The organism is Lentzea albidocapillata, from assembly GCF_000719115.1.
In the GTDB taxonomy this organism is placed as follows: domain Bacteria; phylum Actinomycetota; class Actinomycetes; order Mycobacteriales; family Pseudonocardiaceae; genus Lentzea; species Lentzea albidocapillata.
Genome location: NZ_JOEA01000020.1, coordinates 66,966 through 81,957, shown reverse-complemented (window position 1 = coordinate 81,957; position 14,992 = coordinate 66,966). Strand labels below are relative to the sequence as shown.

At 68.3% G+C, this 14,992-nt stretch carries 13 protein-coding genes; 5 read left to right on the top strand and 8 right to left on the bottom strand.

Features of this window, described 5'->3' with window-relative positions; translation table 11 throughout:
* Window positions 1-37: 37 nt before the first annotated feature.
* From IG04_RS0130105 to IG04_RS0130090, 4 genes are all read left to right on the top strand, one after another.
* Window positions 38-274 carry a hypothetical protein gene (locus IG04_RS0130105; RefSeq protein WP_030480119.1) on the top strand — a complete coding sequence of 79 codons (237 nt, stop codon included), beginning with the start codon at window positions 38-40 and terminating at the stop codon, window positions 272-274.
* Window positions 275-317: 43 nt separating this feature from the next.
* Window positions 318-1,004, top strand: a complete 687-nt coding sequence (locus IG04_RS0130100) for a DUF6802 family protein (protein ID WP_030480118.1) — start codon at window positions 318-320, stop codon at window positions 1,002-1,004.
* A gap of 310 nt (window positions 1,005-1,314) precedes the next feature.
* Window positions 1,315-3,126: a phosphoenolpyruvate carboxykinase (GTP) gene (locus IG04_RS0130095; protein WP_030480117.1), complete on the top strand. Its 1,812-nt coding sequence runs from the start codon at window positions 1,315-1,317 to the stop codon at window positions 3,124-3,126.
* 75 nt (window positions 3,127-3,201) lie between these two features.
* Window positions 3,202-3,411 carry a hypothetical protein gene (locus IG04_RS0130090; protein ID WP_030480116.1) on the top strand — a complete coding sequence of 70 codons (210 nt, stop codon included), beginning with the start codon at window positions 3,202-3,204 and terminating at the stop codon, window positions 3,409-3,411.
* A gap of 286 nt (window positions 3,412-3,697) precedes the next feature.
* On the opposite strand, the gene IG04_RS0130085 is transcribed toward IG04_RS0130090, so the two are convergent.
* The 5 genes from IG04_RS0130085 to IG04_RS0130060 all read right to left on the bottom strand — a co-directional run bounded on the left by IG04_RS0130085 (window position 3,698) and on the right by IG04_RS0130060 (window position 8,548).
* Complete coding sequence (locus tag IG04_RS0130085; RefSeq protein ID WP_144065419.1) at window positions 3,698-4,540, bottom strand: septum formation family protein; 843 nt, start codon at window positions 4,538-4,540, stop codon at window positions 3,698-3,700.
* Window positions 4,537-5,784 carry a pyroglutamyl-peptidase I gene (locus IG04_RS0130080; RefSeq protein WP_036016275.1) on the bottom strand — a complete coding sequence of 416 codons (1,248 nt, stop codon included), beginning with the start codon at window positions 5,782-5,784 and terminating at the stop codon, window positions 4,537-4,539. Before IG04_RS0130080 ends, IG04_RS0130085 begins: the two co-directional genes overlap by 4 nt.
* Window positions 5,785-5,855: 71 nt before the next feature.
* Window positions 5,856-7,490, bottom strand: coding sequence for a monocarboxylate uptake permease MctP (gene mctP / locus IG04_RS0130075; RefSeq protein ID WP_030480113.1), 1,635 nt, complete (start codon window positions 7,488-7,490; stop codon window positions 5,856-5,858).
* Window positions 7,490-7,756 (bottom strand): DUF3311 domain-containing protein, encoded by a 267-nt coding sequence (locus IG04_RS0130070; RefSeq protein WP_030480112.1) that lies wholly within the window; start codon window positions 7,754-7,756, stop codon window positions 7,490-7,492. The genes mctP and IG04_RS0130070 overlap by 1 nt, the downstream gene beginning before the upstream one ends.
* Window positions 7,757-7,861: 105 nt before the next feature.
* Window positions 7,862-8,548, bottom strand: coding sequence for a GntR family transcriptional regulator (locus IG04_RS0130060; RefSeq protein ID WP_030480111.1), 687 nt, complete (start codon window positions 8,546-8,548; stop codon window positions 7,862-7,864).
* A gap of 96 nt (window positions 8,549-8,644) precedes the next feature.
* Between IG04_RS0130060 and IG04_RS0130055 the strand changes: the two genes are divergently transcribed.
* Window positions 8,645-9,424: a LamB/YcsF family protein gene (locus IG04_RS0130055; RefSeq protein ID WP_051770956.1), complete on the top strand. Its 780-nt coding sequence runs from the start codon at window positions 8,645-8,647 to the stop codon at window positions 9,422-9,424.
* A 323-nt stretch (window positions 9,425-9,747) separates the two neighbouring features.
* On the opposite strand, the gene IG04_RS0130050 is transcribed toward IG04_RS0130055, so the two are convergent.
* The 3 genes from IG04_RS0130050 to IG04_RS0130040 are packed head-to-tail and all read right to left on the bottom strand — an operon-like array spanning window position 9,748 to window position 14,989.
* Complete coding sequence (locus IG04_RS0130050) at window positions 9,748-10,647, bottom strand: ROK family protein (protein WP_030480109.1); 900 nt, start codon at window positions 10,645-10,647, stop codon at window positions 9,748-9,750.
* Window positions 10,648-10,658: 11 nt separating this feature from the next.
* Window positions 10,659-12,827, bottom strand: coding sequence for an NEW3 domain-containing protein (locus IG04_RS0130045; RefSeq protein ID WP_030480108.1), 2,169 nt, complete (start codon window positions 12,825-12,827; stop codon window positions 10,659-10,661).
* A gap of 53 nt (window positions 12,828-12,880) precedes the next feature.
* The gene (locus tag IG04_RS0130040; protein WP_051770953.1) at window positions 12,881-14,989 is read right to left on the bottom strand and encodes a hypothetical protein; all 2,109 of its coding nucleotides are present in this window, start codon (window positions 14,987-14,989) and stop codon (window positions 12,881-12,883) included.
* Window positions 14,990-14,992: the final 3 nt, after the last annotated feature.

Genomic DNA, 14,992 nt, shown 5'->3' with positions numbered 1-14,992 from the left:
CTGATTCGAGCCGCCTGGGGCGAAGATGAGGTTTGACATGGAAGTCAGGCGCGAGTGGCTCCTTCGCTGCAGCGACAGTTACGCGGACCGTGCGGTGTGCGAGGTCAGCGTGAGCGCGGGTGCCGTGGAGATCGCCGGCCCCGACGGCCCGGCCTTCACGTTCGTCGGCCTGGAGATCCAGGAGTTCCGCGCGGCCCTCGACGCCGCGATCAGCCAGAGCGAGATCGACCGGCGCGCGCGGCACGAGGTTGGCGACGGAACCAAACCGGCATAACGTGGGTCATACCGGTACATGAGCAAGTAGGAGGTGTGTCCCGGTGTACATCGACGAGAACGGTGCGGCCGACGCCGAGCTGAAGGTCACCGTCGAGGATGAGGAGTACACCGCCGACGTCACCTTCGACCTCGACCACGACGGCGTGAACGACTCCGCCGTCGTCGAGACGGACGACGGTGGACACCTCGCGTTCACCGACACGAACGGCGACGGTGACGCCGATCTGATGACCACGTTCGACAAGGACGGCAATCTCCTGAGCCAGGCGCGGTTCGAGGAGAATTCCGGTGAGTGGGTTGCCGTCGACCCGAGCGACTCCCAGCGGGAAAAGACGAATTCGTCTCCCACACAGGCGATTGTCGTGGACACCGACGACGGTGAACGAAACGTCGGGCAGGCCACCGAGGACACCGACGGGGACGGCAAGGCGGACACCGCCGTCGTCCGGGACGACGCCGGCGACACGTGGTTGTTCACGGACAAGGACGGCGACGGCAAGGCCGACGTGGCGACCGAGATCACGCGATCCGGCGAGGTCACGATGTCGGAACACCGCGGTGACGACTGGGTCGACGTCGAGCACGGGCACATCGAGTCCGACGGCCGGTACGTGACCGACTCGAAGAGCGGCATTTTGGACGACTCGGACGACTGGCTCGAGGAAGAACGGTTCGACGGAGTCGTCCGAATCGATTCCACAACGGGCCAGTGGATCAGTCCGAACTGACCCCCTGACTGAAACGCAGGTCACAGGCCCCGGTGTGGTGAGAACCGCACCGGGGCCTCTTGTGTTTTTCCCACCTCAAGCCGGCCTTAACGCCGTCCGGGTGCTGAATCGATTCCAGAATCGGTTTTGTGAGGGAAGCGACAGGCTGGGGGTGCTTTACCTGCCATTCACCGGGCTAACCTCGGTCCATCCCCTTCACACACGCCCGGCCCCACCGGGCGTGTGGAGCTATTCCCGAGGACGACGAAGTCCTGCACCGGACCACCACGTGCTCGGGTTGCCGAGGCGTTCAGTCAGGAGACGAGACGAGATGACGGCAGTGACCATTCCCGGTCTCGAACACGCACCTACCAACCACGCGCGTCTGCTCGCATGGGTTCAGGAAGTCGCTGAGCTGACCTGCCCCGACGAGGTTGTTTGGGCTGACGGGTCTCAGGGCGAATGGGACCGTCTCACGAAAAAGCTCGTCGACGCCGGCACGTTCGTGCCGCTCAAGAAGAAGCCGAACTCGTTCTGGGCGGCCTCGGACCCGACGGACGTCGCGCGCGTGGAAGAGCGGACCTACATCTGCTCCGTGCGCGAGGAGGACTCGGGCCCGACGAACAACTGGATGGACCCTTCAGAGATGAAGGCCATCATGACCGAGCTCTACCGGGGCTGCATGCGTGGCCGCACGATGTACGTCATCCCGTTCTGCATGGGCCCGCTGGACGCGGAGAAGCCGATGCTCGGTGTCGAGATCACCGACTCGGAGTACGTCGTCGTCTCCATGCACATCATGACCCGCATGGGCAACAAGGCTCTCGCGCTGTTCGGTGAGGACGCTCCGTTCGTCCCCGCGCTGCACTCGCTCGGCGCCCCGCTGGAGTCCGGCCAGGAAGACGTGCAGTGGCCGTGCAACGACACCAAGTACATCTCCCACTTCCCGGAGACCCGCGAGATCTGGAGCTTCGGCTCCGGCTACGGCGGCAACGCCCTGCTCGGCAAGAAGTGCTACTCGCTGCGCATCGCCTCGGCCATGGCGCGCGACGAGGGCTGGCTCGCCGAGCACATGCTGATCCTCAAGCTCACCTCGCCGGAGAACAAGGCGTACTACATCGCCGCCGCGTTCCCGTCGGCCTGTGGCAAGACGAACCTCGCCATGCTGGAGCCGACCATCCCCGGCTGGAAGGTCGAGACGCTCGGCGACGACATCGCCTGGATGCGTTTCGGTGAGGACGGCCGCCTGTACGCGGTGAACCCGGAGAACGGCTTCTTCGGCGTCGCGCCCGGCACCGACTACCACACCAACCCGAACGCGATGCGCACCATCGCCAAGGGCAACTCGCTGTTCACGAACGTCGCGCTGACCGACGACGGCGACGTCTGGTGGGAGGGCATGGGCGAGCCGCCGGCCCACCTCACCTCGTGGAAGCACCAGGACTGGACGCCCGACAGCGAGGAGCTGTCGTCGCACCCGAACTCGCGCTACTGCACGCCGATCGAGCAGTGCGACATCAAGGCGCCGGAGTGGGAGGACCCGAACGGCGTCCCGATCTCGGCGATCTTCTTCGGTGGCCGCCGCGCCACGACGATCCCGCTGGTCACCGAGTCGCGCGACTGGCAGCACGGCACCTTCATGGGCGCCACGCTCTCGTCCGAGACCACGGCCGCCGCGGTCGGCAAGACCGGCGTCGTGCGCCGCGACCCGATGGCGATGCTGCCGTTCATCGGCTACAACGCCGGTGACTACTTCCAGCACTGGGTCGACCTCGGCAAGCGCGCCGACTCCGACAAGCTGCCGAAGATCTTCTACGTCAACTGGTTCCGCCGTGGCGATGACAAGCGCTTCCTGTGGCCCGGATTCGGCGAGAACTCGCGCGTGCTGAAGTGGGCCATCGAGCGCCTTGAAGGCAAGGCCGCCGCTGTCGAGACCCCCATCGGCTACGTGCCGACCGCCGCCGACCTGGACCTCGAGGGTCTGGAGGCGTCGCGTGAGGACATCGAGGCCTCGCTGGAGTTCGACGCCGACGAGTGGCGCGCCGAGATCCCGCTGGTCGAGGAGTGGTTCGCGAAGATCGGCGAGAAGGTCCCGACCACGCTCCGCGACGAGCTGGCGAACCTGAAGCAGCGCCTGGGCTAGCAAGCCCGAGGTGTTTCGAAGCCCCAGCGGTCAACGGCGACCGCTGGGGCTTCTTTATGAGGTACTACTGGTGGTGTGACGCAGGACGACTTCATCGGCGGACTGAACTTCGACGGTTCGAAGCGCGATGTGGAGGTCGGCCCGTCGACGGGCATCGTGCGCTACTACCCGGTGCCGGCCGCCCCACCTGCCCGCCCGTCGCGGTGGCGGCACGCGCTCGTGTTCGGCCTCGGTTTAGCCGTCGGCGTGGTCGCCGGTGTGGTCCTGTGCAGTAATTTTCTCTGAATCACCGCAGCTCATCGTCCACAACAGACGAAGTTGTCCACAGGTGTGGACGGTTTTGTGCACATGTTGTGGATAGCTGTGGACAAGCCTGGGGACTTCTCCACAGGTTCTGAGAATGGTCTTGCTCCAGGAATGAACCCAGACCCTTCCGGGAACGTCTTAGGTATGTGATGGCGATCACAAAGATCGTCACCGGAGACGGAAGGGGAGGTGTGCCATGGGAATCGCAGGAATCGCGATGCTGGTGCTGTCCCTGGCCGCCGTGCTGATGGTCGTGGTCGCCGGATCAGTTCGGGAGCGGGTTGTCGCGGATGCCGAGGAGGGTGCCGCTGAAGGCCTTGGTGGCCTCCGCGTAGCAGACGGCGTTCGTCCAACCCTCTGACCAGGCCTGGGAACCGGGGTTCCGCCACGCGGGGAACACGTCCGAGCGCTTGGTCGAGCCCAGGTAGTCGTGCACGGCCTTGGTGCACTTCTCGTTCGCGATCGAGTTCATCTGCTCCTTGGACGGAGCGGGGTCGGTCGACTTGCCGAGCGAGACGACGCCGGCGGGCACGGCCTCGGCCATGTGCGGGGTGTTGCAGGCGACGACCTTGATCTCCTGATCCTTCGACGGCGAACCCTGGGTGCAGGTCTGGAAGGTGCCGAAGCCGTTGCCCTTCAGCACGTCCTTCACGGAACCCTTGCGTGCCAGCGGCTTCTCGTCCGGGCTGATCTCCACGACGGTGCACAGCCGCCAGCGCTGGCCGTCCTTCCAGCCCTGCTCGTTCGGCCAGAACGCCCAGACCCGCAGGCGCGTCGAGTCCGCGTCGCCGGTGCCCAGGTACTCGTTGAGCGTCTGACGGCACGGCGGGAGCGCGGCCTTGCGCAGCGCCTGCGTGTCCGGGTAGGTCGTCGGCAGCCCGGTGAGCTCACCGACGCTCATGACCTCGGCCTCGTGCGATTCGGTGCACTGCAGCACCTTCAGCTCGTAGGCGTTCATGCACTGCCCGGCCTTGGGCAGGGCGGGCGCGGAGGCGGAGGCGGTCGAAGGCAGTGGTCCGGGGACCGCCTGCCCTCCCACCTGGATAGCGCACGCGGACAGGGTCAGCGCGCTCAGGACAATTGCCACCGCCGGCCGCACACGAGTCACACCACAGAGACTAGGGCCTTCACCTGATCGGCGATGTCCCGACGCTGTTTTTCGAAGGTGGAATCGGTCAACGCGGCCGGGTCGGCCGGTTGCCCGAGCACCGGCGTGTGCAGGTGTCCACCGAGGACGTTCGTTGCGCCGTAACCGATTCGCAGCCGGTTGGCCCGGTACATGCTCTCGTTGGAGAGGTAGTCACCACCGCCACCGGACGCCGCGACCCGGCCGGGAGTGGGGTTGTCGGTGCGGCATGACTGCTGGGAACCGACGACGACCCACTCGCAGAAGGCGAGGTTGTAGTTGACCGCGAACGGGCCGGTGCCCGCGTCGATCATCTTCTGGAACGGCAGGCTCGTCTCGATGAACTCGTGACCGGGCTGCGGCCAGCCGGCGGCGTTCGGGACGCTGCCGAACGAACCGACGTTGTTGTTGTCCGCGAACCCGCCGCGCCAGCGCGCCGCCCACCGCTCGACGTCGAACCGGCCGGGCCGGCCCTGGCTGATCGTCACGAACGCGTCGGGCTTCTGCTGCAGCGCCGAACCGTAGAACTGCTCGACGACTCCCTCGTCGAATCCGCCCCACAGCACCGGGAGCACCGCCGCCTGCAGGACGACCTTGCCGTCCGGCGTCGAGATCTCCCGGCCGTCGAGCTGCAACGCCGCCGCGCCGGCCGGGTTGGCGCGCCGCACGTTCACGCCGGTGAGCTGGAACGGATCGAAGCCGGTGACGGCGATCCTGCGCACGCCGGGCCTGCTCGGGAACGCCGAGTCGCTCAAACCCCGCGAGGCCCAGTCGAACCGCTGGATGAGCTTCGCGCGGTCGTTGGGTGCCATGGCGAACTTCGGCTTCCACTGGCGCAGCGCGGAACTGAGCTGCAGCCGGGCCCAGTAGAGCGGCCGGTCGTCGTAGGCGTCGTGTGTGACGGGTGTTGTGCTTTGCGCGCGGGCGACAGCGGCCTTCCACAGCGCGTTGCCTTCGCGTTCCACGAACTGCTGTGCCTGCTTCGGCACGATCTGGCGGCAGAGCCCGGCAGTGAAGTCCGTGACGCGGCCATCGAACCCGGCCAGTTTCACGAGCGAGGGTCCGACGGCGGGGCCGCCAGTGACGAGCGTGTCGTCGAGGCGCTGTTCCTCGACGGTGAGCGGCGCGGCGGTGTCGTAGCAGTTCGCGTCCTGCGCTTGAGCGACGGCAGGACTCAGGGTGAGGGCGATCGCGGTCAGTCCGACCAGTCCGGCGATGGTTTTCACGTACTCGATCCTCAACGCAAAGGGCCACCCGTCGAAACCGACGGGTGGCCCATAGTGTCGACGACTGCGTCTCAGTGGGCAGCGATGGGCTTGACCCTCGGGTTGTCCTCGTCGACGTGGTAGTCGGACGGATCGGTCTGGTCCGTGCCGTTGAACCACTTGGCCTTCTTGGCGATCAGCGTGACGGCCACCGCGACCACGAGGTTGACCAACAGCGCGATGATGCCGACGTAGATCTGCGTCGTCGAGGCGCCGAACGGGTGCCACCCGAAGATCGAGATGTTGCCCAGTGGCAGTGCCGAACCGGCGAAGTGCGCCTTGCCGATGGCCGGGTTGCCGATGGTGTAGAGCAGCCACATGCCGTAGCCCATACCCGCGAACCAACCGGCGACCAGGGCGTACACGTGGAACCAGCGCGTGTACAACGCGATCGCGACCGCCGGGAGCGTCTGCAGGATCATGACGCCGCCGATGAGCTGCAGGTCGATCGAGAACTGCGGGTCGACGAACACGATGAACGCGACGGCGCCGAACTTCACGACCAGCGACGCGAGCTTGGCCTGCTTGGCCTCCTCCGCCGGGGTGGCGTTCTTCTTGACGTACTCCTTGTAGATGTTGCGGGTCCACAGGTTCGCCGCCGCGATCGACATGATCGCCGCCGGCACGAGCGCGCCGATGCCGATGGCCGCGAACGCGATGCCCGCGAACCACGACGGGAAGTTCGCGCCGAAGAGCTCGGGCACGATCGTGTTGGTGTCGGGACGGCCGGTCGCCTGGTTGACGAGCGGCTTGGTGCCCGCGCTGATCGCGACGAAGCCCAGCAGCGCTAGCAGACCCAGCAGCAGCGAGTACGCCGGCAGCGCGACCATGTTGCGCTTGATGACGTTGCGGCCGCGGCTCGCGAGGATGCCGGTCAGCGAGTGCGGGTAGAGGAACAGCGCGAGCGCGGACCCGAGCGCCAGCGTGGCGTACTGCAGCTGGTTGCTGCCGGAGAGCAGGATGCCGTCGGTCTTGCTGGGCGTCGCGTCGAACTTGGCCTGCGCGTCGTTGAAGATCTCGCCCCAGCCGCCGAACTTCGCGGGCAGGTAGACGATCGCCACCAGGATCACCAGGTAGATCAGGATGTCCTTGACGAACGCGATCAGCGCCGGCGCCCGCAGACCCGACTGGTAGGTGTAGAGCGCCAGGATCACGAACGCGATGAACAGCGGCAGGTGCCCGAGGATGCCGGAGCCGTTGAGGCCCATGCTGCGCAGCACGGCCTCGAGGCCGACGAGCTGCAGCGCGATGTACGGCATGGTCGCGACGATGCCGGTGATGGCGATGATCAGCGCCAGCCAGTGCGAGCCGTAGCGGCCCTTCACGAAGTCGGCGGGCGTGACGTAACCGTGCACGCGGCTGACCGACCACATCCGCACCAGCGGCAGGAAGACGAGCGGGTAGAGGATCACCGTGTACGGCAGCGCGAAGAACCCGGTCGCGCCCGCGCCGAACATCAGTGCCGGCACCGCGACGAAGGTGTACGCGGTGTAGAGGTCACCGCCGACCAGGAACCAGGTGATCCAGCTGCCGAACTTGCGGCCGCCGAGACCCCACTCGTCGAGGTGTTCGAGGGTGTCGCCCTTCTGCCACCGCGCCGCCAGGAAGCCCATCACGGTGACGAGCAGGAAGAGAGCGCTGAAAACGATCAGCTCGGTCCACTGCATCACTTCGCTCCCTCGTCCAGGTCGTCAACGCCGAGCTTGTCGGGCTTGCCGGTGACCACGGGCTCGTCCTTGGTCTTGATGTAGACGAGTCCGACGCACACGACGCCGAGCGGGACGAACAGGAACTGGTACCAGTAGAAGAAGGGGAGCCCGAAGAACCTGGGCTCGTCCTGGTTGAACCACGGCGTGATGAGCATGAACAGCGGAAGTATCAGCAGCAGGTTCCAGTTGCTCCAGCGCAAGCCGGTCTTGTGCTCCGACGGCATGGTGGCCCTCCGTGTACGCGGTGTTGCGCGGATGTTAGGCCTGATGAAGGGTGCCGTCAGCCTCGTGATCGCAATCGTTGCCTTCGGCTTAACGTTCTCTTTGGACTAATCCGCCACCAGACGGCTGACCAGGTCCTGTTCGGCGGCGTCGAAGTACTCGTCGAGCTGCTGGACCGCCTGTTCAACCGTTCCATTGTTCAACAATTCTACGATCTTGCGGTTCCATGGCAGATAGGCCTGATGGAAGGCCTCGACCTCGTGCGCGACGCGGAAGGCGAGCATGAGCTCGGCGAAGAGCCGGTCGGACTCGTCGCTCAGGCGGGTGCTGCCCGCGAGGCCGACGATGCCGCGGTGGAACTGGATGTTCGCGCTGCCGGTCCTGCTGAAGTCGTTCTTCTCGGCGCGTGCCACGGCCTGGCGGACCGGTGCCCGCACCGCTTCCCGCTGCGCGTCGCCGACGTCGTTCCAGAGCCTCAGCGCGCCGCACTCGATCACCCGGCGCGCGGCGTAGAGGTCGCGCACGTCCTCGCCGGTCGGGCGGCGGACGAAGACGCCGCGGCTGTGTTCGTGCACCAGGATCCGGTCGCGCGTGAGCAGCCGGAACGCTTCCCTGAGCGTGTTGCGGCTGACGCCCAGCGCTCCGCCGATCGCTTCCTCGCTCAGGCGCAGGCCCGGCTCCAGCTCACCGAGGAGCACTCGCTCGCGCAGCATGTCGGCGACCTTCTGCGCGGTGCTCGCGCGCTCCAGATCCGCCTTGTTCTGAGCCAGCGTCGACACCCACGTCTCGGTCACCCCGGCAGTCTATTTGCAGGATCGTTCGATTGCCCTATCGTAGAATCGTTCAACAATCCCACAATCCAACAAACGAGCGCGCAGGGAAGGACGGCCATGGACCTGAACGCGGACCTGGGCGAGGGCTTCGGCCGCTGGACCCTAGGCGACGACAAGGCCCTGCTCGCAGTAGTGACCAGCGCAAACATCGCCTGCGGCCACCACGCCGGCGACGCCGACACGATGCGCGAAACCTGCACCCTCGCCGCCGCGGCAGGAACAGCCGTAGGCGCACACGTCGGCTACCAAGACCTGGCGGGCTTCGGCCGCAGGTTCATAGACGTAGCCCCGGACACCCTCACCAACGAGGTCTTGGCCCAACTAGGAGCCTTGTCGGCGTTCGCACGCGCCGCCGGCACCCGAATCTCGTACGTGAAGCCACACGGCGCCCTCTACAACACCCTGGTCAGACACGAAGCCCAAGCCGACGCCGTGGTAGACGCCGTCCGCCTCTTCGACCCGACGCTCGCAGTACTGGGCCCACCAGGCGCGGTATGGCTGAAGCGAGCCTCGGTGGCCGGCCTGCGCGTATGGCACGAGGCCTTCGCCGACAGGGCTTACACACCATCAGGAACCCTGGTGCCCCGCAACGAACCGGGAGCCGTCCTACGCGATCCGGCCGAGATCGCGGCCCGCTGCGTACAACTGGCGACCGAGGGCTGGATCCGCAGCGTCTCCGGCCGTCCGGTGCGAATCCAGGCCGACTCGATCTGCGTGCACGGCGACACCCCAGGCGCGGTGGAGATAGCCCGCGCGGTCCGCTCGGCCCTGGAGGCGGCAGGCATCGCGGTGGCCAGGGTCGAGTCGCCACTGCGGCACACCCGCCAGGCAGTCTGACGCTGCCGCACGCACCGGCCGATCAGCGCGACCGCTTCGGCCCGGTCGGCCAGCGCCACCGAGACCGTCCGGTGCGGCGGACTGGCCCGCCCTGCCGAGCCGCCTGCCCGCCGAGCGGCTGCTCCACCGAGCTCGCCGTGCCACCGAGCCGCTGAGCTTGCCGCCGACCCCGCCGATCAAACGGACTGCCGAACCAGCGTGGCCGCCCCCACCAGCCCGGCCTCCCCGCCCAGCTCAGCCGCGCGCACCTCGAGTCCGTCAGCCCGCCGAACCGTCAGCCCGCCAGTCCGGTCAGCCGACCGGCCTGCCGCCGACCGCGCCGATCAAACGGACTGCCGAACCAGCGCAGCCGCCCCCACCAGCCCGGCTTCCCCACCCAGCTCAGCCGCCCGCACCTCCAGCCCACTCAGGTAAGACAGCCCGGCATGAGTCTTCAACGTCCGCCGCACCGGCTCGAACAGCAGTTCCCCGGCCTGCGCCACCCCACCCCCGATGACGGCGAGCTCCAGGTCGCACACCGCGGCAGCCCCGGCGATCGCCATCCCGACGGCCTGACCGGCACGGTCGAAGGCCTCCAGCGGGATCTCCTCGCCGGACAGGGCGGCGGCGGCGAGCAGGGCGGCGTCGGCGTGGTCCGGTGCCGGCCAGCCGGCGCGGCGCGCCCAGGCCACCATGCGCGGGCCGCCCGCGATGGTCTCCACGCACCCCCGGCCGCCGCACGTGCAGGGTTCGCCGTCGGGTTCCACGACGATGTGGCCGATGTGGCCCGCGTTGCCGGTGCGGCCGCCGAACGGCCGTCCGTCCAGCACCAGGCCGCCACCGACACCGGTCGACACGACGAGGCCGACCATGAACGTGCTGCCCTGGCCGGCGCCGCGCCAGTGTTCGCCCAGCGCCATGCACACGCCGTCGCCCGCGAGTTCGACCGGGACGCCGGGGAACAGCGACGCCACCGACGACCGCAGCGGGAACTCCTGCCACGACGGCACGTTGATCGGCGAGACGGTGCCTGCGGTGGTGTCGACCGGGCCCGCGGAAGCGATGCCCACGCCCGCTACGGCCGAGTCCTGGACCACCTCGGAGATCACTGAGACGACCGCGTCCCAAGGGTTTTCGGACGGCGTCGGCACGCGCGAGGACCGCACCACCGAGCCGAACGGGTCCACCAGCGCGGCGGCGATCTTGGTGCCGCCGAAGTCCAGTGCCAGCACCAGATCAGTCACGGTGACGCAGCTTAACCAGCCACTTCGAGGCGGATGGGCGCAGTGGTGCGGACCAGGTCACCCGCGGCCACGCGCACGACGGCCGGCCACGTGCCCGGCGTGGCCCAGGCGGGCGCTTCGAGCGTGAAGTCGAGCGGCAGCCTGCCCTGCCGCGGCACCAATCCGCTCACGCAGAACGGCCCGGCGAACTCCCACGAGGAGCGCGGCGACAGCAACCGGGCCTGAACCGGCAGGTCACCGTGTGCGCCGGAGGCGAGCACGACCCGCACCGACGCCGATTCCCCCGGTCTGACCGACACCACGGCCGGCGACGAGGCCACCCACAGCGCCTCGACGGGCTCGTCACCGTCCCACTCCGGCACGGTCAGCAGCGCCACGTCGTAGACGTCGAAGGGCAGCCCCTCCAACGTGGCGCGCACCGGGTGGCAGCCGGGGATCCGCGGCGGCACCAGGCGCACCTCGGCCGACACGTGACCACCGGCCGGCAGCGACACCGGTAACGAGTCCCACGACGCCGACCAGCCGTCGGGCAGCGCGAGCCGGACGACGCCGGAGAACGCCGGGCCGTCCGACACGGTCACCACGCGCAGCCGGGTCGGGCCGAGCACCTCCAGGTGGACGTTCGCGCGCAGGCCGCCCAACGGCGCTGGCTCGTGCAGCCAGTAGCGCGCGAACACCGGGGTCACGGCAGGTGAGACGGGCCCCAGCGGCGGTCCGGCCAACGCCAGTCGCGGCGCCACGGACGGCAGGGTGCCGCTGGATGGGCTGCGTGAGCCGAGCACGGCGTACAAAGACGAAGGCCCCAGGTGCCCGACCTCGTTCCACAGCGTGAAGGTCGTGGAGCCGACCATCTTCTCGCCGACCTCGCTGTGCCACACGCTTACCGGCCCGACCAGCCGAGGCGCTTCCAGAGCAGGACCGTCGACGGCGACGAGAGAAGCGATCGGGCCGTATGACAGGACGTAGTGAGTGGACGCGATCTCGGTGCCGTAGCCGCGCTTCCAACCGTGATCGATGTCGTCCTCGACCAACGAGTAGGTGCGCCATCCGCGCGCGGGCACCTCACGTGCCAAGAACGTCACGGTCACGCCGTCCACCAACGTCGGTAGCACAACGCCGTCGAACTCCACGTGCACGTTGCGCTCGAACGGCAGGTGCACCGACATGATGTCGGTGCACGCCGAGGACGACGGGTTCCACACGACCACCGAAGAGTCCACAGTGGACGTCAAGGCCGCGAGCGACCGCGAGATGACGTCGGACTGCAGGTCGAAGGCCTCCCGCGGGTGCGCCACCGCAGCGCGTGAGAGCGCGGCGGCAGGATATGCAGCCCCGGTCAGCCGAGCCGCGTGCGAAGCGAACACAGCGGCAGGCGAGTCGTCCGCAGGTGCGGGCGGCACGGGCACGGATCCGCGCACGTAGTAGGCGCGCGGCAACGAGCAGATCATCCGCGGCCACGTGTAGCGCGCGCTCCAGTCGTGGTGGATCGCGGTCACCCACGGGTTCGGACCCTCACGATCGGAACCGACCGGCAGCATCACGTGCGGCGCAACAACCCCGGACCGCAACTCCAGGAACGAGGAGTAGACCGACCGCTCGGCCTCAGCCAGCGACGAGGCCGCCAGCGAAGGCCCGGACGGCAGCGAGGACAGCAGCGGCGGCACACCGACCACATTGGACTCGGACCCGACGACCTCGACCCGGCCTTCGTAGATCAGCCGCAGCAGCAACGAGCGGTGCTGCGGGAACGTGTCCCAGTACGGCTGCAACAACTCGACCGACGTCACGGCGAACCGGTAGGCGGGATCGGTCAGCGCGAGGTCCAGATGGGCGCGCACGGCAGGGAACGGGGCGTCGCCCGCGACGTGCCCGACGAGGTGCACCGTCCACCCCGGCGAGCCCACGACCAGCGAGAACGTGCACGACTCCTCGCCGGCGGCCGACCGCACGACTGCCTGTGCGGGCACGACGGCACCGGGTGGGTGCTCGGACACGTCGATGGCGAGCTCGTAGCCGAACGGCCCCGGCACCAGCGAACCGCCGTGCCGCGGCGAGTGCAGGCCGGGCCCGGAGACGTGCGCGTGCACCGGTCCCGCCACCGTGGGCGAGGTCAGCCGCACCACCTGCAGCAGTGCGGTCCGAGGTCCGACGAACAGCTCGGTGGACTCGGCGGCGATCACCGGACGATCGCACCACTGTTCACCAGGCGGCGAAATACCCCGATGGTGGCGTTCTACCTCTTCAGCATCCGGGTCAGACCGGCCGCCACGGTCGTCGCCAGGATCCAGCCCGTCACGATCAGTCCGGACGCGATCCACTGCGACGCGCCCGGCGTCTGCCAGCGGTTCTTGTTGCCGAAGTCGACGATCGGCACCACCAGGTCGATCGTGTAGATCCAGGCGTTCCACGGCAGGTGGTCATCTTCGTTGATCTCGGTCAACCGTCCCTGGACCTGGAACCAGATGCTGCCGAGGAACCACGCCGCGATCAGCCATCCCAGCGCCCGCGCCGGCCGGTAGCCGTAGCCGACCATCGACCGTTGCAGGAAGCTCCACACCAGCACCAGCGGACCGAAGAACCGCATGCCCTCGGCGACCGCGCGGTACCGCAGGCGTTGCTTCTCGATCAGCACGGTCGAGGCGTGCTCCTCGTTGCCGGCCGCGGTCAGCATCTCGGCGAACTGGTCGTACGGGCGCGGGTGGTAGCTGCGCCGCATCGCCTGCCGCAGCCAGCGCAGCCGCTGCTGCACCTGGTCGTCGTCGCGCAGGTCGATCGGATAGGCGAGCGAGTCGTAGCGGAAGTCGTCGAGGTCGATGAAACCCGTGGCGTTCCAGAAGTTCTCGTTGTCGTCCAACGACGTGCAGCGCGCCTGCCGCAGCGTCACGAGGCCCTTGGGTGGCGACACGACGTTGAGCATCAGCTCCTGCACCTGCATGCCCATGGCGTTCAACGCGTGGCTGTCGAGCTTGTAGCCGAGCACCGCGCCGTTGAAGTTCGCCATCCGGCCGATCATCGCGCGACGGCACCGCACGCCGCCATGCGCGACGAACTCCTTGTCGCCGCGCGCGCAGATGAGGTCGCGGCCGATCGTGGCGCCACCGATGTCGAGCGACGGCTTCTCGCGCGGCTGGTGCCGGTACTTGCCCGGCTTGATCAACCGGCTGCCGCGCAGGTCGAGGTTCGCGCCGACGGTGATGCCGCGCAGCTCCAGGCCGCCGGCGACGTCCGACTCGCGCACCACGAAGTTGCTGCCGATCTGGGAACGGTTGGCCAGCACGGCATCCGCGGCCGGATTGTCCACAGTGGCCCGTTCGATGGTGATGCTGCCGCGCACGTGCGTGTCGACCATGCGCAGCTGGCCCTTGATCCGCACGCCACGGCCGACGACGTCGCCGCCGATCTCCGCGCCGTCGACGTGCAACGCGCGGCCCGAGCCGGTCGGGTCGGTGCCGGCCGACGGCGGCGACACGGCGTCCAGCACCGCTTCTGCCAGCGTGAACGTGCCGCCGATCTTCGCGTTCACCGCGCGGATCGTGCCCTGGCTGGTGAAGCCGCGGTCGAGCTGCAGGTCACCGGACACGTCCACCCGGTCGAGGAAGAGCGTGGCGGACGGGTCGGCGTGCGGGTCGCTGGAGGCCGTGAAGTCCGGCCCGCGCGAGAGCGTCGCGCCACTCAAGGACAGCGTCGAACTGATCCGCGCGTTGGCCAGGAACACCACGCCGTGCGAGGTGAACGCGCCGAGGAAGTTGCCGCCGACCTGCATGCCGTTGCCGTTCAACGTGAAGCCGTCGGCGTTCTCCAGCACCGCGCTGCCGAGGTTGACGTTGCCGCCGATGCGCGCGCCCGCGAGCCGCACCTCGCCCTCGGTGACGATGCCGAACCCGAGCAGCGCACCGGCGACCGTCAGCCGGTCACCGTGCAGGCACAGCCCGCCCGGCACGCTGAACCTGGTGTCCCGCAACAGGACCGAGCCCGCGATCTCGGCGTCGGTGAAGTCGGTCAGGCCCGAGACGCGGCAGTCGAGCAGCGACACGTCGTTGCCACTGCTGAGGTTGCGCGCTTCGAGACCGGGCAGGTCGCAGTCGGTGAACGAGATGCCCGCCAGATTCGCCTGCCGCAGGTCCGGCGCCGCCTCGAACTGGCAGCGCTCGAACTCCAGCACGTAAGGCACCTCGACCGCGCGCAGGTCGAGCACGTCGGTGACCACCCGGTCGACCACGCGGATAACGGGCGGGGTGCTCGGCTTGCGCCGAGGCAACCTCCACCCGCCACCACCAGAGTTGTCGTTCTCCCCCAACAGCCCCCGCAGCACGTCCGCCGCGGCGACCTTCCCCCTCGCCATGCA

Excerpts from the sequence above, each read along its gene's own strand:
- IG04_RS0130105 (WP_030480119.1), top strand. The coding sequence starts at position 38 with ATGGAAGTCAGGCGCGAGTGGCTCCTTCGCTGCAGCGACAGTTACGCG.
- IG04_RS0130095 (WP_030480117.1), top strand. The coding sequence starts at position 1,315 with ATGACGGCAGTGACCATTCCCGGTCTCGAACACGCACCTACCAACCAC.
- mctP (WP_030480113.1), bottom strand. The coding sequence starts at position 7,490 with ATGCAGTGGACCGAGCTGATCGTTTTCAGCGCTCTCTTCCTGCTCGTC.
- IG04_RS0130070 (WP_030480112.1), bottom strand. The coding sequence starts at position 7,756 with ATGCCGTCGGAGCACAAGACCGGCTTGCGCTGGAGCAACTGGAACCTG.
- IG04_RS0130055 (WP_051770956.1), top strand. The coding sequence starts at position 8,645 with ATGGACCTGAACGCGGACCTGGGCGAGGGCTTCGGCCGCTGGACCCTA.
- IG04_RS0130040 (WP_051770953.1), bottom strand. The coding sequence starts at position 14,989 with ATGGCGAGGGGGAAGGTCGCCGCGGCGGACGTGCTGCGGGGGCTGTTG.